The following is a 26,038-nucleotide window of genomic DNA, read 5'->3' as shown; positions in this document are numbered from 1 at the left end:
GGAAATCATAGCACCTGATATCTGCTACAATTAGTTTTTAGTATCGAGATAAAAGAATAGCTATCGAAAAAGGGATAGTTAATTCTAAAACCTGAACACAAAAAAGTAACTATTTCTGATGACAAGATCACTACCATCTCAAAGCACTTTTAAGACTGTTCTTATACCAAGAGTATAAGAACGGATTTGCTAATCACTGTTTTTGTTATTTTTACAGCTTAACAGGCTGTGGATCAGTTTTAAAAGATGATCAGCTTTTAACCTACATTATGAGTGTAGTGCTCTAGCCTACTGAGCTACGAAACCTATTTTGGTGGTCTCGACGGGAATCGAACCCGTGCAATTTAGAAAAGGCATTTTCAGTGCCTTGTTCGCTAGATCCTAAATCTAGTGCGTTTACCAATTCCGCCATATCCCAAGAGGATAGTGGGATTCGAACCCACATGAACAAAAGTCTATTGCTCTACCAACTGAGCTACGGGACCATTTTTTTACTTTTATTAGTGGTCCCGATGGGATTCGAACCCATGACACATAGAGTTGAGACTATTATTTGGTTAACAGTCAAACCTTCAAACCAAGTTGAATATGAAGTGATGATACAAACCTGCAATACTTCATACAATAGTGCTATACAGAAACACCCAACAAGACTTGCTTGATATTTTTATTGTACCTCTTACCAGATTCGAACTGGTACTTTTGCCTAAGCGAACAGATTGGCTCTAAACCTGCCTGCCGGCAGGCAGGTGCGCTTCCCTACTTTGAATCCTGTTCATTTCGGTGCTTCTGCAAAACCTATTCATTAACGAGCGCGTCATTAACAACATCATCCAATCACTCCACGGTTACGTAACTGTCTTTTTCCGCAGCACTTCCCTTTGTGCTAAAGAGGTATAGTAATACTAAAGCAGGATTTCTTTAGGAAAGGTCTCTAGTATTGTATTATCACCTTCGACTCTAAAAATACTTACACAGCATCCACATCCTTCATCTTCCGAAATGTAGGTTAGTGTATTTTTATTCTTATGAATCCAATCATGAAGTATATCCTGATAATTTCCTTTAGCTTCAACAATATATTCTTCCTTTGCTTTCATAATGTTATCTTTTTATAATTGCCCTGCTACCTTCCTCACGTATAGCAGGGCGCTACAACAAACCCTCATTTGTTTACCCCTTATTAAAGAAGGTTTGTTTTAATTACTATGCAAATGTTTAATGTATCAGCGCAATGTTTTTGCGTAGTAATTATTTATTTATAAAAAATACGATTTTGATCATTCTTACCCTTTGGAGTATCCGCATCAGGATATAAGGCCTTAGTCATACTATTGACATAGCCAGATACCCACTTTATAAGTAAAAGCTGCAAAACGTTTTTTCTTTTTTGTTTGGTAATTGTTAGTTGTGTTTTCATAATATTAGTTTTTACATCATATTTTAATTATGGTTTGTTTAATAATTCATATTCGTGATCACGTCTGTCAATTTCACCTAAAGGACTTCCTTTAAAAATGGAGATGTTTTTAAATCCATTTTCTTCAAGAATTAAGGATTCTTCTTTTTTAACAGCTCCTCTACGAGAATTTCCGTAGTCACCAGTAAGCTTTTTGGTAGCAGGATCCAGATCACCCCAAAGCTTTTCTGGTTTACCATTATCGATTGGTTCTACGAAATAGGTAATACCAGTAATTTTGGATTGAACTATGAATCTACCTGTGTCTTCGGTTTTACATAAAAACCTTTGTAATAAATTGTTTTTCATAGTTATTAAGTTTAATAATTAGTGGAACAGACAGAAATCGAATACCGGATCTAGTCTGGAACATGCCGTATATCTTCGGAGATTAACTCCGGTAGATCTATTTGATAAATAGTTTTTGTTGAATTCGTGGACTCATTTCAATTCAACCCGCCTGCCTGCCAAAGCTGCGTGCAGGGAGGTTGACCAACTCAGCTACTATTCCTTGTTAGGGTGTACTCCGGGGCTCGAACCCTGTTCTTCTCATTCACAATGAGATGCTTTACCAAATAAGCCTGCCCGCCATACAGCAGGTAGGCAGGTTAGAGACACCATTTTATCGTATTTGGATTGTTTGATATTCAGAGTGTTGATTAATAAATCTTTATATTAGTCAATAGATTGGAAAACAAAGTTTATGGATAACACTTCGACGATTATTTTAGCTGCAGCCTTATTCATCATTATGTTAGGGATGGGTTTATCTCTCGTAACAGCCGATTTTAAGAGGATACTTATTTATCCAAAAGCTATTTTAGTTGGTTTAACAAATCAACTCGTAATTTTACCACTTATAGGATTTGCAATTGCGTCATTATTTCCTTTAAAACCAGAGATTGCCGTAGGGATCATGATATTAGCGGCTTGTCCTGGTGGAGCAACGTCTAATTTAATCTCTCATTTAGCTAAAGGTGATATTGCCTTGTCCGTTACCCTTACAGCATTTAGCAGTCTGATCACGATCATAACCATACCGTTTATAGTCAATTTTTCACTGCTTCATTTTTTATCAGAAGATCAAACCATTCAGCTGAATGTGATCGAAACTATTATACAGATTCTGTTAATCATTATTGTGCCAGTAGGTATAGGAATGATTATTAGAAAATACAATGAATCTTTTGCTTTAAGAATGGCTAAACCAGTAAAAATTGCTTCTGCACTGGTTTTGGCTTTAGTTATTGTTGGTATTTTAATCAAAGAAAAAGATAATTTCATTTCTTATTTTCAGGAAGCGGGATTGGTTGCTTTAGTACTAAACATACTAACAATGACAATCGGCTACTATTCTGCCAAGTTATTTCGAGTCCATCATCGTGGGGCAATTTCTATTTCGATTGAATCTGGAATTCAAAATGGGACGCTAGCGATATCAATTGCCATCGCTTTGCTTCATAATACCTCTTTTGCAATTGCACCTGCTGTATATAGTTTGTTAATGTTTTTTACAGGAGGCCTTGCCATCTTTTTCGGAATTAATAGTAAAAAGTAGATGAGTCAATAATGTAAATTCACAGGCAATTTATGTGAGCTTTACGGTTTTTGCATTAATAATGTTTAAGGCATTGGGAATCGAACCCAAGACTCCCGCGATATGTCCGCGGTACTCTACCACTGAGTTATGCCTTGTTTTTTTACGTGGAACAGACAGGAATTGAACCTGTATCTTCGGATCTTCAATCCGCCGCATTGACCAACTTTGCTACTATTCCGGTTGGGTATTCTCCGGGATTCGAACCCTGTTCTTCTCATTCACAGTGAGATGCTTTACCAAATAAGCCTGCCTGCGATACCGCAGGTAGGCAGGCTAGAGATACCATAAATATTGTTTTAAATAAAAATATGTATTGATGACCTGAAAGGATTTGAACCTTTACACCAAGAGTCAAAGTCTTAGATGCTACCGTTACATCACAGGTCAATTTGTAAGCTCAATAGGATTTGAACCTATACTTCAAGGGTCGTAACCTTGGGTGCTTCCGTTTTACACTATGAGCCTGTTTTGTACTCCACCTTGGATTATTCATTGTTTTAAGAAATCGTGAATGCTATGCATTTCGAACCAAGACTGAACCAGGCTTAGACCGGATGCGGCTGACTGCAGGATAATGGAGCATAAGTACAGGAAGAGAGATTCGAATCTACCTGAGGCAAATCTTCCTCGTCGTTAGACAGGCAGGCTCTCAGAACCTTGATTCTAAATCAAGTGCGCCTGCCTCCCGAAGCTCTGCGCAGGCAGGTATGCCAGTTCCGCCATTCCTGTATTACATATAAAATTGTACTCTGTAGGAGAATCCCCGCCTGCCATCGTATTTCTTAAAAGCTGTGGCGGGCAGGGAACTCCTATTTCCTCATAGAAATGAGGAACGAATTCAACAAAACCTATTTATCAAATAAACTTCTTTGAGTTAAAGTGAGGTGTACTAAACTATTATACGAACAGAGCATTTGTAAACCTACTAAGACTTGAACTAAGACTTAGGGATTAGAAATGCTGTGCATTCACGAACTCTTTAGTGTGAAATAAATAACTTGTGAGCTAAATCCCTTGTGCTTCCAATTACACCATAGATATATAGTCTAGAGAGCAGGACTCGAACCTACAACCTCCCGCGTCCAAGGCGGGTAAACTACCATTGTTATATCTCTAGAAAATTAGCAGTACCGACGGGATTCCCTTCGACCTAGCTCAGGATAAACTTCTCATCCCAAGTCCTGCTTTGCAGTACCGACGGGATTCGAACCCGCGACCTTCCGAGAGACAGTCGGGTGCACTAGCCACTGTGCTACGATACTATATTTCCGTGAAAACGGAATTTTATATATAATCAGTATTTGATTTTGTGGAAGTAGTAGGACTCGAATCTACCTAGCGACAGACAGGCCTACACGCTCCGAAGAGACCAGATTTACAGTCTGGAGAGCCAACCAATTGCTCAATACTTCCATTTTTGGAGACAAGAATGAGATTCGAATCTACCTGAGGCAGACAGGCTCATAAAAAACGGATTTGCAGTCCGTTGCCTTAACCATTCAGCCACCTTGTCTTTTTTAATTCAGAATTATGAATTCATAATTCTGAATTGGAAAGCGGAGGACAAAGGAATTTCCGTCTGCCTTCAATTATTATAAATAAAAGCGGGCAGGGAACCTTCACAGCCGTTAGACTGACTTGGTTAACAGACAAGCGCAACAAACCAGTATTTGCCTATCCTCCAAAGCGGAAGAAGTGGGAGTCGAATCTACCTGAGGCAGATCTACCTCGTCGTTAGACAGGCAGGCCCATACGAATCATTAGCTCCTAACAGTTTTAACTCTTGTTTGCTATTTCCCTTTTTGATTCGCTGAATCGCAAGCTTATTTCAAGACTGCGGCCACCGCCAATTGGCTTCCTCTTCCTTAAAGTTGACACAGAGGGATTTGAACCCACATCACCTCGATTAAAAGTCGAGTGCTTTTCCAGTTAAGCCTGCCTGACCGTCAGGCAGGCTACGTGTCAATTTTGGTTTTCAGTATGTCAATGAACTAATACTATCATCTTCAATTAAAACACGAAGTGTTTTAGAAATCAGAATGTTAGTTTTTAGAATCCCGCTCTTTTGCGGGATGAGTTCAACTATTTTCTTTGTATAATCCACAAAAGTGGATTTCCAAAGCAAAGTTTTACTCATAAAAAAAGGCGCCTTATTCGGGCGCCTTTATATATCTTGTTATCGTATGTCAGTTTATAATCGCATACGTTTCCTTTCTATATAATAGACACCATGTATATTCCAATCGGAACAATATTCTCTTTGTTTGCTAAAGAGGCGGGTTACACTATGTTGTAAATTATTCGGTATCATTCTTACTTCTTTTATTGTTGTAAATAACTCAATCACTATTGATTTTTGTTTTATTGTGATTGCGATGCAAAGATCAAAACTTTTTTTTAATCTCCAAATATTTTTTTAATTTATTTAATTGATAATCAATTATTTATGTTTGTTTTTAAGCATAAGAATCCTTGTCCGTTTTTCAACAGATGTTGGATGTTTTTGCAATAGTCTGTCTCTCTGATGCTTACTTTCCAAAGGCTATTTTTTATGCGCTAATTATTTTTTAAACATTTTTTCAAAAAATTTTAATAAAAAAAGCGTCCAATTTCTTGAACGCTTGTAGTTTTATATAGATTTTATCTAATTCACTTCATAAATAAGGATTAAAAATGGCTACATAACGTCCGTTTTCGATGAGATAATTCTGTTATCCATCGATAATCACACTGACTAAACAGCGATTTCGGATTTATATGTGCTCTAATTTCTGTCATTTTCAATGCAAATATGTGATAATCGCGAGATATTTTCCAAATTTTCAATGTATTTTTTAAGATTGTCTTATTAGTTTAGAATGAATTTAAGTGGCTTTCCGCGAATAGAACTTGATATTATAAAAACTATATTCGTACTTTTATCGTTAATGACAGTTCAAGATTTTATCAATTGGTTTGGCAATAATCCGAATTTAGTGTTGGGTTATTTTGCAATAATTATAGCATTTTCCTTAATAGGTTTACTTTTTGTAAAGCCGTCAAACTTTAAACCTCCTATTAATTACTTATATGGAATTTTAATTTATGCGGTTACCATCCCAGGATTGCTAGCTTTGGTTTTGTTGTTGTATAGTTTTTTCTTCCTAAAAATAAACCTACTTCAAGTAGATTTGATTGCATATTTTGTTCCTTTGATAGCTACTATTATCACTTTGGTTATCATTAATAAAACCATTCCCATGTCTCGAATACCTGGTTTTGGGAAGTTATCAGGTCTTTTTATCCTAATTATGATTGCCTTTATCATTACTTATATTCTGCAGAGAATGTTCTTTGGGGTATTTTTTGTGGGTAGATTTCAATATTTGATACTATTCTTTTTAGTATTATTATTAGGTGTAAAAATAGCTTGGGATCGAATAGTAAAATGATGATGTGCAAAATATTTGTAACATTTTGATACCAGATGATACCAATAATATAAAGGTACAAGAGGAAAAACTACTCATAACCCCATATACAACACTTATTTTTTTAAATTTGTTTAAATTCACTAACCATGCTAAAAAACTTAAAATCTTTATTTATAGTAGATGATTCTGAGGAAGAAAATAAAAAGCCTGTAGAGTCGATAGAAAAAACAGAAGGAGGTTCTGAAAAAAACGTTGCTAGATCTACTCCACCACCAATTCCTAACAACGTGGTAAATACTTCGTCAGAAGGTGCTTTGGATACTAAGATTGTAGAAAAACTATTACAAGCTATTGAGAAGAATAATCTGGACGGATTTGATTATTTGGAATATAAAAAATCCTTAAAGGCATTGGAGAAGATGCCAATGGACGAAGCGACTAAATATCGCTCGGCTTTTGCTACAGCTTCAACAATGGGGGTGACTTTAGATAAACTTTTACAAACTACGAATTTTTACATAGGCGTTTTAGATAAAGAAAATGAACAGTTTTTGGGCGCTTTTAAAAATCAATTTGATAGTAAGGTATCGGGTAGGGAAAGAGAAATTGCTCAGTTTGAATCTATAATTAAAGAAAAATCGGAGCAAATTAAAAAACTAACAGAAGAGATAGCTAAACACCAACAACAAATTGGAGATCTAAAGGCAAAAGTAGAAGAGAGTAATCATAAGATCAATAAAACACAAAACGATTTTAAAGTGTCTTATGATCATCTGAAAGCGCAGTTTGAAGAAGATATTGTAAAAATGCAGAAATACTTAAAATAAATGGACAACAACTCATTAAAACCAAAGTCATTTTGGAAAAAACCCGAAGGTAAAACAGGGATGTTATTTATGGGGCTTCTAGGAGCTGGTGGATTATACGCATTATATAAAGCACTTCCTTTTCTTATCAATATAGTTGAAAACACCTTGTATTTAGGAGTATTGTTGGCTGTATTAGGAGCTCTGATTTATATAGTTTTAGACCCTAAGATGAGAAATCTTATTTTCTATATGTATAAATCTTTTATGCGCTGGCTTACGGGAATTTTCATTCAGATTGATCCTATCGGGATTCTAAAAAGTTATGTAGACGATCTTCATAGTAATTTGAAGAAGATGAATAAGCAAATAGCTGTTCTTAAAGGACAAATGAAACGCCTGCAAACGATTATATATGACAATAAGAAAAGTATAAATAGTAATCTAAAGTTAGCTAGTGCTGCAAAAGAAAGGGATAAAAAAGGAATAATGATTCTGAAATCCAGAAAAGCTGGTAGGTTAAAAGAATCAAACTTAAAGTTAGATGAGCTTTATAAAAAGATGGAAATCTTATACAGAGTGCTAGTGAAGATGTACGAGAATTCTGAAATCTTACTCGAAGATATTGAGGATCAGGTAATGGTTAAAGAACAAGAGAGAAAAGCAATCAGGGCGAGTCATTCTGCGATGAAGTCTGCAATGAACATTATTGCCGGGAATAACGATAAAAAAGAGATGTTTGATCGAGCGCTTGAAGCAATCGCCGATGACGTGAGTATGAAGATAGGAGAGATGGAACGTTTTATGGAAATGTCTAATAATTTTATGGATTCTATCGATTTACAAAATGGAATCTTTGAAGAAGAAGGTTTGGAATTACTTGAAAAATGGGAAAACGAAGGAGTTTCGCTTATTCTTGGAAACCAAAAAGATTTATTAGTGCACGATCAGCATAGTGTAGATTTGGACGCACCCATCGTAAAAACTAAAACACATAACAATCAATACTCAGACTTATTTAATTTTGAAGATTAAAAATAACACTAATCAAAAATTATGGCAAAAGGAAGATTAACACCGTTTTCGAAAATATTAATAGTAGTACTTATTATAGGAGGATTGTATTTTTTACTCAATAAATTTGTAAGAAATAATCCAGAAGCTAAAGAAAAAATAGAGGAACTGACCTCTAAAGACAAAAGCGGAAAAACCAAAGATGGATATAAAGATGTCATCAATGTTGGAGTAGTAACCTGGGGTGGATATGCTGGTGGACAATATTTCAACGAAGGATTTAAAGCAAATACCGATTCAAGATTTTACAAAGATTATGGATTTAAAGTGAATTTTGAAGTAATTGATGACTTTGATGCTTCTAGAGATGCTTTTAAGAATGGTTCTATCGATTTAATGTGGGCAACAATTGATGCATTCCCAACAGAAGTTGAAGGATTATCTCAATATCAACCACAGGTGGTTTTCCAGGCAGACTGGAGTCGTGGAGGAGATGCTATTGTAGCAGCTAGAGGTATCAACAAGGTAAGTGATCTGAGGGGAAAGAAAATAGCTGTTGCTCCAATGACACCCTCACACTCGTTCTTGATTTGGTTGTTAGAAGCAAGCGATATGACGACTAAAGATGTACAACTAATAGAAGTGCCAAGTGCTATTGATGCAGCCGATTCTTTTAAAAGTAATACAGTAGATGCTGCAGTTGTTTGGAGTCCGGATGATGCAGATTGTGTAGCTAAAGTAGCGGGAGCAAAGGTTCTAGAAAGTACTAAGAATGCTACTCACATTATCGCAGATGTTTTTGTGTCTAAAAAAGAATTCATTGAAACACATAAGGAACAGTTGCAAGATTTATACGAAGGATGGATGATAGGAGCTTCAGAATTAAATAACTCAGATAGTAATAAGAAAAAAGCTGCAAAAATTTTGGCAGAAGGACTATCACAACCTGAAGATTTTTGTTACGATGCTATCAATAATGTACGCTTAGCGACACACGGAGATAATAAGGATTTCTTTGGGTTAAACCCAAGTTATAATGGAGTAACAGGTGAAGATCTATATAACAAGATGAAAGTAAAATATGATGCACTAGGGTATAGTACAGCCGGAGCAAAAAGTTGGAGATTATTGTCGACAAAAGATTTGGTGAGTAAAACTTCACTTTCAGGTAGTGCTCATAATGCTGAGCAGCAAAAACAATTTACGGCAGTTGATAAGAGTTTAGAGGAAAAAGAATCATTATCATCTAAAAAAGTAAGTATCAGTTTTAGAACTGGAGAGTTTCGGTTAGACGAGAATTCTAAGCAATTAATAGATCTTCAGTTTACACCAATTGCAAAAGCATTTGCTAATGCGCGTATTAGAATTGAAGGAAATACCGACAACGTAGGATCAAGAGGTCCGAACATTGCTTTATCTAAAAAAAGAGCGCAATCAGTAGCAGATTATTTGATTCAACAGCATAACATGCCTGCCAACAGATTTATTATTATTGGTAATGGTCCAGATAAACCTGTTCCTGGATGTGAGCGTAACCAAAATGCGGATTGTAAGTCTAAGAACAGAAGAACAGATTTTGAACTGGTAGTAGACTAATGATAGGGATCAAAAAACTTTTTGAGCTTAGGGGGAACTTAGAATCAAGAGACAGAACAATTCTGACCATAATTGGTGCACTAGTTCTAATTGGTTTATGGTTTCTGCTGGCAGAGATGTTATCAACCTCGGTAATTACTCAGGATGAATCTATAGATATTTCTAAGATTTCACAAAATCAGCGAAAGTATTATGAAAGTGATTCACTTTTGGTAGCCAGTTATGATGCTTTAGAACTGATGAGTGTGGATGAATTGACATCCTTCGGATTGAAGAAAAATAAAGTGTATCCTTTGTTGCCATCACCAATTAAAGTAATTAAAGCTTTTCCGGATCTGAATCAAAACGATGATGTAATAGGAAACACTTTTTATTCCATTAAATTAAACTTTTTAGGATATCTGGTAGCAATTTTGGTTTCCATACCGATTGGGTTTTTATTAGGATTGATTCCGTTATTTAGAGGATTATTCAGTCAGATCATAAATTCGTACCGTTTTATTCCACTAACCGCTGTTACTGGTATCTTTATTATGTGGTTAGGATTGGGTAGTGATATGAAAGTATCTTTTTTAGCATTTGGTATTATAGTGTATCTGATACCTGTCGTCATCCAGCGAATCGATGAGGTTCAGAATGTATATCTCAATACTGTTTTTACATTAGGAGCAACTTCATGGCAAACGATCAGAACTGTGTATATGCCCTATGTGTTTTCAAAAATCATAGATGATATCAGGGTGTTGACAGCAATTTCTTGGACTTATATTACTATTGTAGAAATGCTGAATAAAGGTGGAGGGATTGGAGAACTGATCTGGACTGCAAAACGACAAAGTAGAATCGATAAAGCTTTTGCGATACTAATTATTATTGTAGTTATAGGGATATTACAAGATCGACTTTTTGTGATGATTGATAGAATATTATTCCCTTTCAAACACGTTAACAAAGGAAATAAACATTAATATGGCATTACAGTTTACAGATAATCCTCAGGCTCCCAATATTATTGAACTCAGAGGGATATCCCAATCCTATGATGGAGGCAAAACCAAAATTATAGAAAACTTAGATTTATTAGTAGAAGATAAACCCATGCAAGGTCAGTTTTCTGTCATTTTAGGTATGTCTGGATGTGGTAAATCTACTTTGTTGCGATATGTTGCGGGATTACAAGAGCCGACTTCAGGAACAGTTTTGGTAAAAGGGAAGCCTGTTAGTAAGGAGAATAGGGTGAGTATGGTGTTTCAACAATATTCGTCATTACCTTGGATGACCGTGCTGGATAATGTTGGTTTGGGATTACGTTTTAAAGGAGTCTCTAAGAAAGAACGTGATGAAAAAGCGATGGAAATGATTCAGTTAGTTGGATTAGATGGTCATCAAAAAAAGTACGCTCAGTATCCTACGCTTTCCGGAGGACAATTACAACGTGTAGCGATTGCCAGAAGTTTAATGTCTAATCCAGAAATTTTATTGATGGATGAGCCTTTTGGAGCATTAGATATCAAAACCAGATTGCAAATGCAGGATCTCTTGATTGGTATCTGGGAAAAATTTAGCCCTACAATCCTGTTTGTGACTCACGATATACAAGAGGCGGTTTATCTGGCAGATGATATTTATATCATGAAACATGCACCTTCTCATTTTGTGAAGCATATTGATATCGATTTACCATTCAATCGAAACAGAGAAACGAAAAGACTAGCACATTTTGATGAACTAGTACACGAAGTAGAAGATGCGATGATGCAAATTGATACTGGAAGTTAGTATCTCTATACAAGTTTCATATGAGTATTTGTTCTTTTAAAAATTTGTAAGAAAACTCTAGTAATAAATTTTTGATAGAATATTAAAAATAAAAAGGGATGCAAATGAAAAGTATAATAAGTATCATCTTGATTGCATTATCATTAGTGATTTTTGGAGTGCGGATTTCGAAAAAGATACAGTTTAAACAAAATGTTTCTGGATATTTAAAAAGGGCGGCAGACGCAAACACTATAGCACTTGCTAATGATGAGTTGACAAAAGTGATTGATTATTTAGAATCTAATAATATTACCAGTGGATATACTTCTGTTTTATGGGAAACTCCAGACGAAGATATTAGTTTTTGGTATAAAAACTTAAAAGCAAGTCAAACTGAACTTCAGAATTTGAAATCAAATAGTGCCTTAGAAAGAACCAATGTGTTAATAAAACTAAGAGAAACTTTGGTAGATACTGGCGAAAGAACAAGGGTTACTGTTCCCAAAGGGTTAGCGGTATATCCTAATAACACATTATGGAGTGTCCTAATGTGGATTGCAGTTTTATCAATATCCACTGGCTTTGTAATACTTGCCATAGAATCTGATAAGAGATCTAAAAAGAAAAAAGAGCAACAACTATCATCATCCTAAGTTAGATATTATAGGAGTATTATGACCAACAGAAAATACCATAAAACCACGGATCAGTTTTTTTCAAAATTACCTCAAGATGATAAAGCATCTTTTTTTAAAGGAAAGACGATCAATCCATTAAAGATTTTAGCTATTTCCTCTGCTTTTCCGTCGTTGAGGATTAAAGATGAAGATTTGTTGGTGTTATATTCTTTAAAAGAATCAATTGACGAATTAGATTTCATTATCACCACCCATCATATTCATATTGCAGCACATAAGATTCCTCTGGATAAAGATGTTTTTCAGGATGTGAAATTTAGCGCATTTCCAAAAGATCATGTTTCCTTACTAAATGATTTGATAGACGATTTGTTGTTGACCAAAAAAGATGAACGGAAGAACTTGTCAGACTTTACTAATAAGTTCAAAGATTTTGTTAATCAAAAAGAAGATACCGTCCAAAACTTTGATATCGATTATGAATTTCTTCAAATATTAAAAAATGAAGGCGAAAAGATTCAGAATCTCGCTGAGGATCTAAATAATAACAAACGGTTTTCTAATACCATCAATGCCATTGTTCATAAAACCGATGATGCCTTAGAATTTAAAGCAGAACATGTGATTCTTCAGGACATTATTAGGGTATTTAATATGATTTATCCTTTAAGTGATAACAAGAATACCGTTGCAGATGCCAAGATAAAGTTTTTGTTGGCTTTTATGTTTGAGAAGTTGCAAGGAAATGACATCATAGCCTCTCTTTCTATAGAACGTATTAATAAGTTCGTTCAATCAGATAAGTTTGACAAAAATATTGAAGTAATCAAAACAGCCAGTCTTTTTGATTTAGGCGAAGAGTATAAGAATGAATTTTTGCTGCCATCGCTTTTAAAGCGATTGGACAGCCAGCATTTTGCCAATTCGGCATCTTTTTTATACCGTATTGCTTCGCTTATAACAAAGGCAGACGATACAATCTCGGATGAAGAAACAATATTGCTTAAAAAGATTAATGATAAATTATTACATCCTAAAGAAAAACTTGAAGGAGTCAAACAAACAGAGATTGATGAGAATGAGACGCTGGAGGATGTGATGGACGAGCTAAATGAACTCATAGGTTTAGATAATATCAAGACTGCTGTAAAGGAACTTTCTAATTTCCTAAAGGTTCAAAAACTTAGAGAAGAAAAGGGTTTAAAAAACGTGAATAACTCGTTGCATTCTGTTTTTATGGGACCCCCGGGAACAGGCAAGACAACAGTAGCACGCTTGGTTTCTAAAATATACAAACACTTAGGGTATTTAGAAAAAGGACATTTGGTAGAAACCGATAGAACCGGAATGGTAGCAGGTTATGTAGGCCAAACTGCCTTAAAGGTAGAAGAAGTCATAAAAACTTCATTGGATGGAGTACTGTTTATTGACGAAGCATATTCCTTGGCGAAAGATAATAAAAAAGATTTTGGTAACGAAGCGGTTGAGGTATTACTGAAGAAGATGGAAGATCACCGAGATCAATTAGTCGTGATCGTTGCAGGATATCCTGATGAGATGGAGGAATTTATAGAATCAAATCCGGGATTGCAATCACGATTTAATCGATACTTTACTTTTGATCACTATAAACCCAAAGAACTTATTGGAATTTTTGAATTGTTTTGCTTGAAAAATGATTTTGTGTTGGCAGACGAGGCAAAAGAAAAGCTAGAATTCATCTTCGATAAGTTATACGAAAAAAGGCATAAAAGTTTTGGGAATGCCAGAGTTGCCAGAAATCTATTCGAAAAAATCATAGAGTATCAAGCGAATCGTATCGTATCTATTACTCCACTAACAGAAGAATTACTAAAAACGATCGTTGAGGATGATATTCCACCAATTAATCAAACCGTAGATGATTATTTAAGATTTCAAAAAGACGAGGAAGAAGCTTAAATTAGTGATGTATGCACATAGAAAAAGTCTTATCGTATTATCAGGATTGTTATAAGCAGGAATTCAGAGATAACGATGTACTCAATTTTTTAGGGACTAAAGTTCATAAACGATTCTTTCTAAATTCTATTGATCAGTTGTATCGTGAGGAGGACACGACTTTTATGAAAACCGATTTTGGTGAAGAGCTGTACAAATATCTTGAGATACATAGAAAAGAGAAAACATTTATAGCGTGTAGTTTTTTTGTTACTGGGAAACTTACTTTTTTAGGCAAAAAAAGAACAATATGTGCTCCACTTATAGTTACACCTGCCACATTAGATATTAATAGAGAAGCTTTATATCACATCAATTATAATTTTGATGAAAACAGAGTTAACGATGCTTTGCTCAACGTTCTGAAATCCAACTTTAATCTTGATGATTCCTTTATACTAGAATTAAAATCATTGATTAATGATCAGGAACCTGGTAAACAAGATATTCGGGCAATCGCCAGAAAGCTCAAAGAAAGTATAACAATAGATACCATTGCTCTAGAAGAGCTGCCAACACTTATTTCTGGAGAAAAACTAAGAAGTCATCTAAAATCTACGTCTCTAAAATTACTTCCTGCCATAGCCTTAGGAATTGTAGAGAAATCAAAATCGAGTCGCAATGTATTACACGAAATCGATGAAATAAAAGAAAGACATTTATTTAATAATACACTTCAAGGATTTTTTTCGAGAAGAAAAATAGAAATTAATTCTGATAGAAAATCAAAAGAGGCCGTATACGTTCCTTCAAACCTTAGCGAATCCCAATTAGATATTATTAGGGCTCTAAAATCGAATGATGTCACTGTGGTGATTGGTCCACCTGGAACCGGTAAGTCCTACACCATCGCTTCGCTAGCTCTGGATCAGGTGTATCATAATAAAAGTGTGTTAATCTGTTCTAAGTCCGACCAAGCAGTAGATGTGTTACAAGATAAGATTGTAAATGATTTAGGTGTAAAAGGACTTTCAATAAGAGCTGGTTCCGGAAGAAGTCATCGCGCTACCTTAAGAAAAAAAATAGAATCAATTACTAGATTCAGAAAATCAGGTGGTGATTATTACATTCCCAAAAAGCAAAGCGAAATCGACTATGCAAAGAATAAGATCAAGGAAATAAGCGAAGAAATACAAGAAAGAGAGCTTAGAGAGATTAATAATGCAGAACTATTCCTGGATCATAAACCTTCTTTTTTCAAAAGACTAAAGCGTAAGTATGTATCTAGACAAGTACTAAAAGAGTACCCATTTTGGCAATTGATTGAGTTATTGGATCATTATATCCATCAGAAAAACAAATTGATTAAAGAGATTATTTCCCTAAAATATCAGGATAAGATTTCTAATTTACTACAAAAAGATAGAACGTTCCCTCAATTATTAAAACTCATAAAGACCAAAGATCCTTTGGAAAGAGAACGATTATTTGAATCGATTGACTTTCCGTCACTGTTGCAATGTTTACCTATTTGGATTACAAAGGCTACCGATGTGAGTGATGTGTTTCCCTTAGAGAATAATATTTTTGATGTGGTGATTATAGATGAAGCCTCTCAATGTGATATCACCACAATGATTCCGGTATTAGCAAGAGCCAAAAAAGTAGTGGTAGTTGGAGATCCAAAACAACTTAAACATGTTTCCTTTTTGTCCAGGCAAGTGATGGAAAATATTGCTGATAGTTATGGCTTGCTAATGGGTGAGGATATTATGAATTATAGAGAAACCAGTTTCTTAGACTACGCTATGGAGCGATTACCATCTCAAAGCAATATCCACTTTCTAGATGAGCATTACCGCAGTGTACCCAGCATTATACGATATAGCAATCAGAAATTCTATTTTGATAAGCTAAAAGTTATGTCAGATTTACAGCTTCATAACAAATCATCAGCTGTACACTGGGTGTTCTGTGAAGGAGAAAAACTTAAAGATGGTACAAATCTAAAAGAAGCTGATAAAATATTAGAAGATGTACAGAAAGTAATTGATGAAGAGCTTCACGTTGCTTCTGGCGTTGCGACTACCATCGGAATTCTTTCCCCATTTCGAGATCAGGTAAATTATCTTAAGAATAAGATTGAGGAGTATGATCTTTCTGCTATAAAAAAGCATAGAATTGCGGTAGGAACGCCTTTCGAGTTTCAGGGTGAAGAACGAGATCAGATGTATATCACGTTTACTATTGATAATGACATTAGTACTTCGGTGTTTCAATATCTCGACAGAGAAGACGTATTCAATGTAAGCATCACCCGTGCGAAACATAAACAATTTTTGTATTATTCGTTTGATGCAAAAAACTTTAAAAATAAACATTTGTTAATCGATTATCAGTCTGAAACAAGGATACATTATCAGCATAGTATGATTGGAGAACATGTGGATAATTTTGCAACAGAAGTACACGAAGAATTGATTCAGTTGGGGATTGAAGAAGAAGATATTATTGTTAATTATATGTTGGCGGGATATGTGATGGATATTTTACTAACGTATAACCAAAGAACCATTTGTATCGACTTGGTAGGATATCCGGGAGCATTAGAAAAAACATTTTCTATTGATCAGTACAAAACCTTATTTAGAACAAAGATTCCTATCATTACCATACCGTATGCTTACTGGTTATTTAATAAAAATGCTTGCTTAGAACATATTAGTAAAAAAGTACGAATCAAAAAGTGATTACAGAAAAAGACATATCCAAGGATGTTGGCAGAACAATTAAATCACCTATTCGAGTTGGTGATGTCGCTGATTTAGGTATGGATGTGAAATCTTTTTTACATTTTTTTCAGCCTTTTTTCGAAGAATTACAAGATGATATCTATTTGGTAAGAGGAAAACAAATTGCTTTTTTAAAAGAAACGTTTCCCGAGGATGCGAGATCGCTTGAAAAGTTGCATAAGCCATATTTTGAAGGTACAAGATCCATAGATGCTTTAGCATTTTGGATACAACAATTAGATGATAATCAACAGCAAGAATTCGATCAATTATCTATGATCACTAGGCAACGAAATATTTCCTCTTTTTTAATAGAGATATGGGATAATCAATATTTTGTAGAACGTATAATACAACAGGGGTTTGAACAAGATGTGGATGATTTTAGAGTATGGAAACGCGTTTTTAAGCAAGCAACAAGAGAAGCCGTAGAGAATGATTTATTTTTCGGACTACTTAAAAAAATGGCAGATCTCGTCAAAAAATTACATCCGGAAGTTCGCAAGATTCAGATTACCAGTCATTTTATGAGAACTATTTCTAAAGAAAAAATAAAAGGTGAAAATGCTCCAGAAGGAGTACACGAAGATGGCGCTCAGTATATTATGTCTGCACTGGTGGTGAATCGCCAAAATATCAAAGGTGCCGAAAGTCATATTTATGAAAAAACAACTTCGGATACCAATGAACTCATCTATAAAAAAGTGTTACAACCTGGAGAATTTATCTTTCAGGCTGATACAGGAGAGGAGTTTACTTTTGGGAATGATCTTTGGCATTATGTAACTCCAATTGAACCAGAAGATATTTCTAAACCCGGAATACGAGATATTATTGGCTTTGATATGGATATTTTAGACTAAAGGCTTTCCGCCGTGTTCTTCTTGTAATTTTGAATACTTTAATATATTATTTTTGATTCCTTTATAGGAGGTTTCCTGATAGAGTTTTTTAAGTGCTTCCTTTCCGGTATCATCATATTGATAGGCCAGTGTATATATACAAAGTTTACCCAAAGATTGAGAAGTTTCTCCCAATCTAAGAGCATTAGCATTAGAAAAAGACCTTCCAATGATTTTTATAAGGTACGGAATTACGCTTTTCTTGTTATTAAAAATTGCAATGGATAAAATCATACTTTTTAAAACCGCAATGTTTTCTTTTCTTATATATTGACAGTTGTATTGAACTTCATAGCCGGTATTATACGTTACTCTTTCTACTCTTAAATTACTCATTTTGGGCTTAAATAATGAGGCTTTTTTAATAAAATCTACTACTTGTTTTTTGTAAGCATTTTCCCCAATATCTTCTATATGTTTTTTAATAACTACAGATAGTTTAAAAGGATTATAGAATTCTTTGTTTGTCTCAAAGGTTTTTAATATTTCACAATAAGCATTTTGTTCTTTTTGGTTAAGATTTCTAAGATATTTGTTGATGTAGTCTGCAAAAGGATCAGAAACTAAAAGGAATGGAGGTTCATTTTTCATCTTTATTCACTGAGTGATTATGAAGTATTTTTTGTAGGGTGTTTCTTGGAGTTTTATAGTAATTATAAAACTCATTATGAAAACGAGGATGCTTTAGGAATTTTTTTAAATACTCGTACATTTCATCGCTAATCCCTTTCTTTTGTGCTTTTTGTCGCAGACGTGAAGTAAGAGAACCTAAAGTGATATAGGCTGGGTAGTCTTTCCAAAAATTCATAAAATATATAAAGTCTTTCTCTTTGAAATGAAGATTAGACTGCAAAAGCAATCTCAGGATTTCTTGAAGATAATGTCCTTCCAAATCCTTTTGAAGCATTCTATGATGTTTTATAAAATTAACAAGTTTATCTACTATCCAATACGCAAAATCACGTTTGAACGAAGTTTTTTGCTCTGATAGAAATTTGTAAGAATCTAAGCTACTATATTTTGGTGCCCAATAATTATATCTATTAACTTTATATTTTTGAGTAGCTTCTGTAAATATAGTTTCTGAAAGTGATTCAAAACTGTCTTTAAATAATACAGTGGTATCTACATCAATGTTGTTATTCTCATCTAAACTTTTTGCAGAAATTTTTTCTAATTCTTTCTCTGAAATCTGAAAATTAGACTTTTTAACTCCAAGAATATAGGATATAAGTTTATCAAGCATAATCGTTTTGATAAAAATTTGTTAAAGCTATCGATTTTTTTAATCAGTAGGGTAACGTTTTACGGAATACTGCAATTAAAAAAGACATAAAACATTTTAACTTTTAAAACTTAGAATTATGTTAGAAACAATTTTGAATCTTAAGAACTCTCAGGAGCTTAGCAAAGAAAAACAAAAATTAATATCAGGAGGTTATATCCCGACACTGGAGCAGTTCTGTTGTGGTCCCCGTTCTCAGGGATGGTGGATTTCAAGATATCCTTTTTTAGGAAATGATCCGTATTATACTTGCTCGGACTCCACTTGTGGTGATTGGTAAATACTCTCTTTTAGGATCAATAAGAACAAGTTATTTTAGCTAGTTATGAAAGAGTTTGCTATAATCAATCAAAACCGAATAGTTATTTGTTTTCAGCAAACTCTTTCTTTTCTCAATAATAAAGAATTACCTCTTATTTTTCTCTAATACAAAATGTCAAGAGTCATTGTCATAATACATTTTTGTTAAAATTCTTTTATTTCGAGTTTTTGAAGGTAACCTTTAAACATCGCTCTGCAATAAACATATAATGAAAATTTTTAATCTCAAAAACCAGAAATCATGTTAAAAAAAATTTTAGAATTGCAAGGGGTGCAAACATTGGAAAAAAAAGATCAATCTACACTTAGGGGCGGTACTGATCCTATAGATGGAGATGGCAGTGGTGGCAACGGCGGAGGAGGTGGAAGCACTAGTTTTGGCTTTTGCTTGGAAAACGGCATTTTTGTTAGAGTTCCTTGCAACAGTCTGTGTAGTAACCGCACTCAACCTATATGCGGGTTTTAACTTTTAATTTATAAGGAGAGTGCGAGCGAAGTAGCTACATTCTCCTTTCAACAAAATACATTTTGCCCTTGATGATATATTCAATTTATTAGTTTATCAAGACAACACACAACTAATATCATCCAGAGAGGAACCATAGTTAAAACTAAAATCAATATGTACTAAATCTCCGGCTTTTACTTCCTGAGTGTTGGTGGTTTTAAGTACTGTCGGCGGCATCAAGCTGTCCGTGCCGGTAAAATTAGATCCTTCCGTTACTTCTACATAGGATTCCAGATATAAAGCATTCACAGTTCCTGAGAAGAGAACCGGAACAGAAAAACTAAGTTTTACGCCTTGCTTTTTTTCTTTAAGTAATTCAATTTCATTAACCAAAAATTGCTGGCTTAAAAACATGGGTTGGTGACGGGTAAAATTAACCGGATAATGATGAATACCTGTATCGATTTCTGCTTCACATAACCTAGCAAAATTTACAATACGATTAGGGAATAATTTTCCGCCTGGTTTTAAGAATTCTCGCATATGCTGAAAAATCTGTACTTGGAACTCATTCGCACAATAAATACTCATCAATTCGCCTACGACAAAGTCTACTTTTTCAGGTAAATTTACAGTTAATGCATCGGCATAAATAACCTCTACCTTATCTGCCCAAGGATACTTAGCAATCTCTTTGTTAATAAAAGGAATCAGATCAGGATTGTTTTCGATCAAATATGCTTTTTTTACATAAGGCATATACAATTTAGTCAGGGGTAGCGTTCCTACGCCAATTTCACAAACGGTTGCATCTTTAAAATTATTATTGAGCTGAAATGCTTTATGAAAAGCATCTACACGTTGCTTATCGGTTTCCATGATCTTATAATATATTTCTGGAAAACCAAAATGGGATTCATTGAAGGTCTGTGCTTTTAGTAAACTATATTTTAGTGCATCGTAATTATCAATTACTTCTTCAAATAATTTGTCTTTCATTACTTTTTGGTTGTTTTTAGTAAATATAAGGGTTAAGATAGTTAAAGCTATAAACAGCAAAAAACTAAAAGACAGAAAAATGATAAAATGTTTACTGGTAAGGGTAGGGTATTTTGAAAGTCACGCGTCTTATTAAAGAGGTGATAAAAGCCAATATTAGAAACACTTACTTTTATGAATATATTTCCTATCTCATTATTTACTTCAAAAAACGTTTTGAGAATTCCTCTTTTATTTTTGTTTATGTTTTTTACAGAGGGAAGTATATGTCAAATAAGTAACAGCTCTTATATTTTTGGACATAGTTTGGTAAACCACAGTGCGGATCCATCTACACAGAACCGGAGTAATATTCCGGATTGGATGTATTTATTGGCACAGCAAGCCGGGAATGGCTATTCGGTTGATGGTCAGTTTGGGTTTTTACCACTTCAGGAGTTGCCTCCTATATATCAATGGGGCTTTATCGATGCCCCAAATACCAGAACGAATGAATCCAACGAGGATTTTGGTAGCTGGGATTATGATAATGTAATTGTTACGCTGGCTAATTTTATTCAGCAAACATCCACGCCTTCTCAAAATGCTTTTTGTGATGAGCCTTATTACTATGACTGCAACCAAGATCCAAATGCGCTGAGTTCAGTAGAAGCAGTATTGAGAGTTTTGGATTATGCACGGAATGAAGAATCAGGCATTAACTTTTATATTTATGAAAACTGGCCAGAATTTAATGGAACTTTTCCTTCGGTTTCCCAGGAAGAAGAGGATAGAGAATTTGGTGCATTTTATGAGTATACTCGAGGAGAGTTTCATGATTGGTGGATTACTTTGCAGGATGAGGTATTGGCAGCAAGACCAGATGTGGATGTGAAATTAATTCCGGTGGGTCCTATACTTGCTGATTTGTTTTCAGACAACGGAATATTGGGAGATATTCCTGCCTCTACGTTATATGAAGATTCAGCTCCACACGGATATCCGGTTGTATATTTTCTAACAGCTTTGATACATTACTCTGTTTTATATGGAGAACGTCCTCCGACTAATTTTCAATTTCCTGATGCAGACCTACCGGCGCCGATTCGTATTCCGGATATGGTTAAAAATAATTATGCTGCTATTGTAGATTTTATCTGGAACAGTTTACAGCAATACACTTTTAGTACTGGCGAGAGCAGAGTGTTCTTAACAAGTCAGATGTTGTCAACAGACGATATATCAATACAAACTCCAAAACCAATACTTTATCCGAATCCCGGAAACGGTGTTGTCAATCTTGAGCTACCGAATTCGACAATTTTTCCGGTAGAAGTAAAGGTTATCAATACGATCGGTCAAGTGATCGATGTTGTTTCTATAACTGATCATCAATCAACAACGTTTAATTTAGATAAAAAAGGGACGTTTTTTCTAAAAATTATTGGTGATCAGTATTCGGATATTGTTAAACTCATTGTGAAGTAATGCATAATGCGGGCTAAAGGTAAAGAAGGAAAAATATCATGCTAAGCTCATTGAAGAATTTGTGTTAGGCTATTTTATTTGGGGAATAGTTTTCAATGAGCCACAGCATGATTTTAAAGGCAAAAAAAGGCATTATATTAAATGGATTCGATCTAATTTAATCGCATCCAAGATCGACTCTGGATATACTGTCGTTATTAGGAAAACAGTTTCCTGAGTTTATCGATGGAGGAACGTATCGTGATAAATCAGGGTCATGTAACCCGTTTTCAATAAACAAAACTAAATTGTCGATTTCAGTTTTATTTAATTTAATATTTCCGAATTGTTCTGCCAAGTTTTCTGAAGGTACTTCTGCATTTTGGGGCACTCCATTAATTTTATATTCTATTACCTCGCGCACGTAGGTAAAAGTACCTCCGTGACCATAGAAGCCATTATCGGTCAGATTGTACAAGGTTGGTGTTTTAAACTTATAGTTATCTGTAGCAACTTTCGTAAATCCGCCTCTTCCTTTTTTGACATCTTCAAAATTTACATTTTCTAATACAAATGCGTCTGTATCATTATCAAAATCTCCCATTCCGAAAGCATAGAAATTTTTATCATTCAAGGCAGGACCCGTATGGCATTGATAGCATTTTCCCTTATTAAAGAATACTTTTGCTCCTTTTTTTTCGGCAACAGATAAGGCATTATAGTTGCCACGTAACCATTTTTGCCAAGGTGATTGATTAGAAACAACAGTTCTTTCGTAAGCCGCAATAGCCAAGGCCGCATTTTCTGTAGAGTATCGTTCGGTGATGGGTGAATCTGGAAACGCATCATCAAACATTTGCTGGTACTCAAAATTTGTAACAAAGTCATCATCAACCAAAAGCCTATGCACTCCCTGCCCTTTAATAGCTTGAACTTCTACTCCTTCAAAACCTACAAAATTTTCAGGAATATTTGTCCAATTGGCCTCTGTACCTAAATTAGTTCCGGAACCTCCAAATTGCCCATTCCAGAGCATAATATCCTGGTACGCTACATTTAAAACAGTAGGGGAGCGAATAGGCTGTATATCTGCTTCGGTTAATGCGATGTTATCATTAAATATTCTACTTTCTCCTCTATTTCCAAAACCAATTCCAGCTTCGCCTATTCCTTGTCTTAATCCAGAACTAAATCCAGCAGCGGCGTGATGACAAGATGCACATGAATAGGTAAATAAGTTAGATACAGTTTTGGGGTTCCCTCCTGTAGCAGTTTCGTGAAAAAGTAGTTTACCCAATGCTACTTTTTCTGCGGTAATTGGATTTAGGGGGTCTTGTGGGAAATCAGCAAATTGATTACCATCAGGGAGTATAAAATAAGACGCTCCAATACCATTAGAAATAGCTTCTAATTCATCCAGAATTTGTTTGTCTAATCCAGCTGCCACAGGAGTGGATTTTGATATTGCAATAGGATCAACATCAATGTAATCATCTTTTTCGCAAGAGAATAAGGTGAAAACTACGACAAAAAAGAATATCTTTTTCATAAGAAAATGTTTAGATTGAAAAATTGTTTTTTTATTGATTATTACAGTTTAATTGGATTTTTGGGTTACTCCACTTTATATACTAATCCTAAAGAAAAACCGGATGCTCGATCAAAATTTTTACCGCTCATATTTGCAATATATCCAGAAGAAATACCAATACTTTGTTTATAAACCGGAACGTATAGATCAAAATAGAAATTGGTATAATCCACTTCTGTTTCGGGTAAAGCCCGAGCACCACCAGCAGCGGCAAATTCGGGAGATCCGATATCAAAACCATCCAATGAGTTCTGAGTGCCAATTTTTGCGTGAGCATAGAACCATTTGTTATAATATCCCAGTTTGGCACTAAACAGCGTAGCATTTGGAATTTCAAAATCAGAATTATTTCTTAGACTGTAAGCAGCTTGCAACTCTATAAAAAGATTAGACGGTGTTTTAATTTGGATAAAACCACATCCATCTACTGCAGTAGCTCCGTTTCCTAAGGAAAGAATACCTGCTTCTTCATAGCCGCCAACAGGTAGAGAAACCCCTGCCGCACCTCCTATAGCTACTTTTGAGGTGTTGAAGTTTTTTTCTAATACTTTGGCTTTTAAAAACAGGCTTAAGTCTTGTACCCCACTTACTTCACTGGTTTGTGATACAGGATCCAGAACTCCGGTCTCATTTTGAGTAGAAATGTATGGTAAAGAAACAGTGGTCGAAAGCCAATTTAGGATGCCATATTCACCATAGATACTTATAATAGTAGAGGAGATTTCGCCCATATCCATAGGGTTTGATTTGGTTTCATTACTGCCTCGATAAAAGTTATCAAAGCTTTTATATGAATAGGATGTAGCAAAAGTAAAATCATTTTTTTTTGGAAAAAAACCGTTAATAATAGTTTGAGCTGATACCGAAGAAACACATACTAAACTCAGGATCACAATTGTTTTTTTAAAATAGGTAATGTTGGTCATAAATAATAATGTTAAGGTTTTCAGAGTATTTGCTTATATCATATTTTGTGTTTGGAAGTTTTAAAAATTCCAATTCAGTGTATACAAAGTAATTGATTGATACTCGATGAGTATCTAATAATGATTTAAGTAAAATTTTGATTTAGGTAATGGATAGATGTGTGTTCTCAATTTTTATCAAGAACTTTATACTCCAAAACTATATGCACGGGTATTTAGTTGTTACTCGTTATCGGAGTTTTTTTATCATTTTTATTAAGGCTCCAATCATAGGTAACGTACTTTTTCGGCATATTTTTGTTTATGGTAATGGTCGAATATTGATTGATAAAGTCAATAACATCAATATGATTACTTGCAAAATCATCTTCATACCATTCGAATAGCTGAGAGATTCTAACCGTTTTAGAGTTGATCTGATTTCTTTGTGGATCATTAATAAACTCTTTTGTTCTTTCTTCAAGAGCATATGCAATATTGGTACTGGTGTATGCTCTATTCCATAGCCTGGGAGAAGATATAGAACCACAGTTTAATAAAAAGTGTATTCTGGGATCTCCGTATTTTCTTAAGATGTTGTGCTCGATGTCATCTAAGCTGTATCGCACACCTTTTGATTTAAATACCTTACGTTTCCAGGGGTTTTCTATTTGATTAATAGATTGAATAGGATATTCATCAATAATCATTTTCATTACAGTAGCATTATAAACATTTAGCCAATAAGCTAATTTTTCTTCTTGACTCCAATGGTTTTCCGGAGAAATATTTTGAAGATATCTGAAGTATTTATAAAAGACGAGTACATCACTAGTTACTCCGTCGTAATCCACCAAACCATCATCCGTAACGTTTAGAACCAGAATTTGATCCCAAGCTGAATGGTCAACAGTTTCTTGAGAAAATGTATTTAAAAATAATAGAGAAAATAGGACATGGGAAAAGGTTTTAAGGGTTTTCATTTTGTTAGTCATTTTGGGGTTATGTAGTAAATCTTTTATTTTGGAAGGACTAAATTAACAAAAAAAGAGACGTAAGAAAGAGGGTTGGTGTTTGTAGGAAAAAATGAAGAATGAGATTTTTGTGCCCTATTGAAATTAAGTTGTAATTTAATTACTGTT

At 34.5% G+C, this 26,038-nt stretch carries 23 protein-coding genes and 12 tRNA genes; 14 read left to right on the top strand and 21 right to left on the bottom strand.

Annotated elements, in window-relative coordinates; translation table 11 throughout:
* Nucleotides 1–311: 311 nt before the first annotated feature.
* The 5 genes from ACE94K_RS00520 to ACE94K_RS00500 all read right to left on the bottom strand — a co-directional run bounded on the left by ACE94K_RS00520 (nt 312) and on the right by ACE94K_RS00500 (nt 1,768).
* Nucleotides 312–410 (bottom strand) — tRNA-Leu (locus ACE94K_RS00520).
* A gap of 94 nt (nt 411–504) precedes the next feature.
* A tRNA-Asn gene (locus ACE94K_RS00515) sits at nt 505–595 on the bottom strand.
* A gap of 310 nt (nt 596–905) precedes the next feature.
* Nucleotides 906–1,100 (bottom strand): hypothetical protein, encoded by a 195-nt coding sequence (locus ACE94K_RS00510; RefSeq protein WP_378178352.1) that lies wholly within the window; start codon nt 1,098–1,100, stop codon nt 906–908.
* Between the two features lie 155 nt (nt 1,101–1,255).
* Complete coding sequence (locus ACE94K_RS00505; protein ID WP_378178349.1) at nt 1,256–1,420, bottom strand: hypothetical protein; 165 nt, start codon at nt 1,418–1,420, stop codon at nt 1,256–1,258.
* A gap of 27 nt (nt 1,421–1,447) precedes the next feature.
* Nucleotides 1,448–1,768, bottom strand: a complete 321-nt coding sequence (locus ACE94K_RS00500; RefSeq protein ID WP_378178346.1) for a hypothetical protein — start codon at nt 1,766–1,768, stop codon at nt 1,448–1,450.
* 394 nt (nt 1,769–2,162) lie between these two features.
* Here ACE94K_RS00500 and ACE94K_RS00495 point away from each other — a divergent pair, with 394 nt between their 5' ends.
* Entirely contained in the window at nt 2,163–3,017 is an 855-nt protein-coding gene (locus tag ACE94K_RS00495) for a bile acid:sodium symporter family protein (RefSeq protein WP_378178343.1), read from the top strand.
* A gap of 65 nt (nt 3,018–3,082) precedes the next feature.
* On the opposite strand, the gene ACE94K_RS00490 is transcribed toward ACE94K_RS00495, so the two are convergent.
* The 10 genes from ACE94K_RS00490 to ACE94K_RS00445 form a co-directional block, all read right to left on the bottom strand.
* Nucleotides 3,083–3,154: transfer RNA gene (locus ACE94K_RS00490), tRNA-Met, on the bottom strand.
* A gap of 10 nt (nt 3,155–3,164) precedes the next feature.
* Nucleotides 3,165–3,237, bottom strand: a tRNA-Phe gene (locus tag ACE94K_RS00485).
* 12 nt (nt 3,238–3,249) lie between these two features.
* Nucleotides 3,250–3,306, bottom strand: a tRNA-His gene (locus tag ACE94K_RS00480).
* Between the two features lie 69 nt (nt 3,307–3,375).
* Nucleotides 3,376–3,446: transfer RNA gene (locus tag ACE94K_RS00475), tRNA-Gln, on the bottom strand.
* Between the two features lie 5 nt (nt 3,447–3,451).
* Nucleotides 3,452–3,524, bottom strand: a tRNA-Arg gene (locus ACE94K_RS00470).
* Between the two features lie 121 nt (nt 3,525–3,645).
* Nucleotides 3,646–3,788: transfer RNA gene (locus ACE94K_RS00465), tRNA-Leu, on the bottom strand.
* Nucleotides 3,789–4,104: 316 nt separating this feature from the next.
* A tRNA-Pro gene (locus tag ACE94K_RS00460) sits at nt 4,105–4,176 on the bottom strand.
* A gap of 72 nt (nt 4,177–4,248) precedes the next feature.
* A tRNA-Asp gene (locus tag ACE94K_RS00455) sits at nt 4,249–4,321 on the bottom strand.
* A gap of 48 nt (nt 4,322–4,369) precedes the next feature.
* A tRNA-Tyr gene (locus ACE94K_RS00450) sits at nt 4,370–4,472 on the bottom strand.
* 5 nt (nt 4,473–4,477) lie between these two features.
* Nucleotides 4,478–4,572 (bottom strand) — tRNA-Cys (locus ACE94K_RS00445).
* A gap of 1,414 nt (nt 4,573–5,986) precedes the next feature.
* Between ACE94K_RS00445 and ACE94K_RS00440 the strand changes: the two genes are divergently transcribed.
* From ACE94K_RS00440 to ACE94K_RS00395, 10 genes are all read left to right on the top strand, one after another.
* Entirely contained in the window at nt 5,987–6,490 is a 504-nt protein-coding gene (locus ACE94K_RS00440) for a hypothetical protein (RefSeq protein ID WP_378178340.1), read from the top strand.
* Between the two features lie 128 nt (nt 6,491–6,618).
* A complete protein-coding gene (locus tag ACE94K_RS00435) occupies nt 6,619–7,299 on the top strand; it encodes a hypothetical protein (RefSeq protein ID WP_378178337.1) in 681 nt (226 codons plus the stop codon).
* Nucleotides 7,300–8,313: a hypothetical protein gene (locus ACE94K_RS00430; RefSeq protein ID WP_378178334.1), complete on the top strand. Its 1,014-nt coding sequence runs from the start codon at nt 7,300–7,302 to the stop codon at nt 8,311–8,313.
* Nucleotides 8,314–8,334: 21 nt separating this feature from the next.
* Nucleotides 8,335–9,888 carry a phosphate ABC transporter substrate-binding/OmpA family protein gene (locus ACE94K_RS00425; RefSeq protein WP_378178331.1) on the top strand — a complete coding sequence of 518 codons (1,554 nt, stop codon included), beginning with the start codon at nt 8,335–8,337 and terminating at the stop codon, nt 9,886–9,888.
* Complete coding sequence (locus ACE94K_RS00420) at nt 9,888–10,856, top strand: ABC transporter permease (protein WP_378178328.1); 969 nt, start codon at nt 9,888–9,890, stop codon at nt 10,854–10,856. Before ACE94K_RS00425 ends, ACE94K_RS00420 begins: the two co-directional genes overlap by 1 nt.
* Before the next feature lies 1 nt (nt 10,857).
* Nucleotides 10,858–11,667 carry an ABC transporter ATP-binding protein gene (locus ACE94K_RS00415; RefSeq protein ID WP_378178326.1) on the top strand — a complete coding sequence of 270 codons (810 nt, stop codon included), beginning with the start codon at nt 10,858–10,860 and terminating at the stop codon, nt 11,665–11,667.
* Between the two features lie 104 nt (nt 11,668–11,771).
* Nucleotides 11,772–12,302: a hypothetical protein gene (locus ACE94K_RS00410; protein ID WP_378178323.1), complete on the top strand. Its 531-nt coding sequence runs from the start codon at nt 11,772–11,774 to the stop codon at nt 12,300–12,302.
* A 21-nt stretch (nt 12,303–12,323) separates the two neighbouring features.
* Nucleotides 12,324–14,228: an AAA family ATPase gene (locus tag ACE94K_RS00405; RefSeq protein WP_378178320.1), complete on the top strand. Its 1,905-nt coding sequence runs from the start codon at nt 12,324–12,326 to the stop codon at nt 14,226–14,228.
* Nucleotides 14,229–14,239: 11 nt separating this feature from the next.
* On the top strand, nt 14,240–16,957 hold the full coding sequence (locus tag ACE94K_RS00400) for a DEAD/DEAH box helicase (RefSeq protein ID WP_378178318.1): 2,718 nt from the start codon (nt 14,240–14,242) through the stop codon (nt 16,955–16,957).
* On the top strand, nt 16,954–17,862 hold the full coding sequence (locus tag ACE94K_RS00395; RefSeq protein WP_378178315.1) for a 2OG-Fe dioxygenase family protein: 909 nt from the start codon (nt 16,954–16,956) through the stop codon (nt 17,860–17,862). Before ACE94K_RS00400 ends, ACE94K_RS00395 begins: the two co-directional genes overlap by 4 nt.
* On the opposite strand, the gene ACE94K_RS00390 is transcribed toward ACE94K_RS00395, so the two are convergent.
* Complete coding sequence (locus ACE94K_RS00390) at nt 17,854–18,492, bottom strand: hypothetical protein (protein WP_378178312.1); 639 nt, start codon at nt 18,490–18,492, stop codon at nt 17,854–17,856. The two genes, ACE94K_RS00395 and ACE94K_RS00390, sit on opposite strands and share 9 nt — an antisense overlap.
* Nucleotides 18,482–19,147 carry a hypothetical protein gene (locus ACE94K_RS00385; protein ID WP_378178309.1) on the bottom strand — a complete coding sequence of 222 codons (666 nt, stop codon included), beginning with the start codon at nt 19,145–19,147 and terminating at the stop codon, nt 18,482–18,484. The genes ACE94K_RS00390 and ACE94K_RS00385 overlap by 11 nt, the downstream gene beginning before the upstream one ends.
* Before the next feature lie 118 nt (nt 19,148–19,265).
* Between ACE94K_RS00385 and ACE94K_RS00380 the strand changes: the two genes are divergently transcribed.
* Both ACE94K_RS00380 and ACE94K_RS00375 read left to right on the top strand, forming a co-directional pair.
* A complete protein-coding gene (locus tag ACE94K_RS00380) occupies nt 19,266–19,466 on the top strand; it encodes a hypothetical protein (RefSeq protein WP_378178306.1) in 201 nt (66 codons plus the stop codon).
* 312 nt (nt 19,467–19,778) lie between these two features.
* On the top strand, nt 19,779–19,973 hold the full coding sequence (locus tag ACE94K_RS00375; RefSeq protein WP_378178303.1) for a hypothetical protein: 195 nt from the start codon (nt 19,779–19,781) through the stop codon (nt 19,971–19,973).
* A gap of 96 nt (nt 19,974–20,069) precedes the next feature.
* Here ACE94K_RS00375 and ACE94K_RS00370 read toward each other — a convergent pair whose 3' ends face one another.
* Nucleotides 20,070–20,954 carry a methyltransferase domain-containing protein gene (locus ACE94K_RS00370; protein ID WP_378178300.1) on the bottom strand — a complete coding sequence of 295 codons (885 nt, stop codon included), beginning with the start codon at nt 20,952–20,954 and terminating at the stop codon, nt 20,070–20,072.
* Nucleotides 20,955–21,128: 174 nt separating this feature from the next.
* On the opposite strand from ACE94K_RS00370, the gene ACE94K_RS00365 reads away from it, so the two are divergent.
* Entirely contained in the window at nt 21,129–22,421 is a 1,293-nt protein-coding gene (locus ACE94K_RS00365) for a T9SS type A sorting domain-containing protein (RefSeq protein WP_378178297.1), read from the top strand.
* Between the two features lie 157 nt (nt 22,422–22,578).
* On the opposite strand, the gene ACE94K_RS00360 is transcribed toward ACE94K_RS00365, so the two are convergent.
* The 3 genes from ACE94K_RS00360 to ACE94K_RS00350 form a co-directional block, all read right to left on the bottom strand.
* Complete coding sequence (locus ACE94K_RS00360; RefSeq protein ID WP_378178294.1) at nt 22,579–23,949, bottom strand: cytochrome-c peroxidase; 1,371 nt, start codon at nt 23,947–23,949, stop codon at nt 22,579–22,581.
* Nucleotides 23,950–24,014: 65 nt separating this feature from the next.
* Nucleotides 24,015–24,917 (bottom strand): hypothetical protein, encoded by a 903-nt coding sequence (locus tag ACE94K_RS00355; protein ID WP_378178291.1) that lies wholly within the window; start codon nt 24,915–24,917, stop codon nt 24,015–24,017.
* Nucleotides 24,918–25,132: 215 nt separating this feature from the next.
* Nucleotides 25,133–25,879: a DUF547 domain-containing protein gene (locus ACE94K_RS00350; RefSeq protein WP_378178288.1), complete on the bottom strand. Its 747-nt coding sequence runs from the start codon at nt 25,877–25,879 to the stop codon at nt 25,133–25,135.
* Nucleotides 25,880–26,038: the final 159 nt, after the last annotated feature.

Origin of the sequence: Aquimarina besae (genome assembly GCF_042434905.1) — a bacterium.
GTDB lineage: Bacteria > Bacteroidota > Bacteroidia > Flavobacteriales > Flavobacteriaceae > Aquimarina.
This window is presented reverse-complemented; position numbering and strand designations above follow the sequence as displayed.

Excerpts from the sequence above, each read along its gene's own strand:
- ACE94K_RS00510 (WP_378178352.1), bottom strand. The coding sequence starts at position 1,100 with ATGAAAGCAAAGGAAGAATATATTGTTGAAGCTAAAGGAAATTATCAG.
- ACE94K_RS00505 (WP_378178349.1), bottom strand. The coding sequence starts at position 1,420 with ATGAAAACACAACTAACAATTACCAAACAAAAAAGAAAAAACGTTTTG.
- ACE94K_RS00500 (WP_378178346.1), bottom strand. The coding sequence starts at position 1,768 with ATGAAAAACAATTTATTACAAAGGTTTTTATGTAAAACCGAAGACACA.
- ACE94K_RS00495 (WP_378178343.1), top strand. The coding sequence starts at position 2,163 with ATGGATAACACTTCGACGATTATTTTAGCTGCAGCCTTATTCATCATT.
- ACE94K_RS00440 (WP_378178340.1), top strand. The coding sequence starts at position 5,987 with ATGACAGTTCAAGATTTTATCAATTGGTTTGGCAATAATCCGAATTTA.
- ACE94K_RS00435 (WP_378178337.1), top strand. The coding sequence starts at position 6,619 with ATGCTAAAAAACTTAAAATCTTTATTTATAGTAGATGATTCTGAGGAA.
- ACE94K_RS00430 (WP_378178334.1), top strand. The coding sequence starts at position 7,300 with ATGGACAACAACTCATTAAAACCAAAGTCATTTTGGAAAAAACCCGAA.
- ACE94K_RS00425 (WP_378178331.1), top strand. The coding sequence starts at position 8,335 with ATGGCAAAAGGAAGATTAACACCGTTTTCGAAAATATTAATAGTAGTA.
- ACE94K_RS00420 (WP_378178328.1), top strand. The coding sequence starts at position 9,888 with ATGATAGGGATCAAAAAACTTTTTGAGCTTAGGGGGAACTTAGAATCA.
- ACE94K_RS00415 (WP_378178326.1), top strand. The coding sequence starts at position 10,858 with ATGGCATTACAGTTTACAGATAATCCTCAGGCTCCCAATATTATTGAA.
- ACE94K_RS00410 (WP_378178323.1), top strand. The coding sequence starts at position 11,772 with ATGAAAAGTATAATAAGTATCATCTTGATTGCATTATCATTAGTGATT.
- ACE94K_RS00405 (WP_378178320.1), top strand. The coding sequence starts at position 12,324 with ATGACCAACAGAAAATACCATAAAACCACGGATCAGTTTTTTTCAAAA.
- ACE94K_RS00400 (WP_378178318.1), top strand. The coding sequence starts at position 14,240 with ATGCACATAGAAAAAGTCTTATCGTATTATCAGGATTGTTATAAGCAG.
- ACE94K_RS00390 (WP_378178312.1), bottom strand. The coding sequence starts at position 18,492 with ATGAAAAATGAACCTCCATTCCTTTTAGTTTCTGATCCTTTTGCAGAC.
- ACE94K_RS00385 (WP_378178309.1), bottom strand. The coding sequence starts at position 19,147 with ATGCTTGATAAACTTATATCCTATATTCTTGGAGTTAAAAAGTCTAAT.
- ACE94K_RS00380 (WP_378178306.1), top strand. The coding sequence starts at position 19,266 with ATGTTAGAAACAATTTTGAATCTTAAGAACTCTCAGGAGCTTAGCAAA.
- ACE94K_RS00370 (WP_378178300.1), bottom strand. The coding sequence starts at position 20,954 with ATGAAAGACAAATTATTTGAAGAAGTAATTGATAATTACGATGCACTA.
- ACE94K_RS00365 (WP_378178297.1), top strand. The coding sequence starts at position 21,129 with ATGAATATATTTCCTATCTCATTATTTACTTCAAAAAACGTTTTGAGA.
- ACE94K_RS00360 (WP_378178294.1), bottom strand. The coding sequence starts at position 23,949 with ATGAAAAAGATATTCTTTTTTGTCGTAGTTTTCACCTTATTCTCTTGC.
- ACE94K_RS00355 (WP_378178291.1), bottom strand. The coding sequence starts at position 24,917 with ATGACCAACATTACCTATTTTAAAAAAACAATTGTGATCCTGAGTTTA.
- ACE94K_RS00350 (WP_378178288.1), bottom strand. The coding sequence starts at position 25,879 with ATGAAAACCCTTAAAACCTTTTCCCATGTCCTATTTTCTCTATTATTT.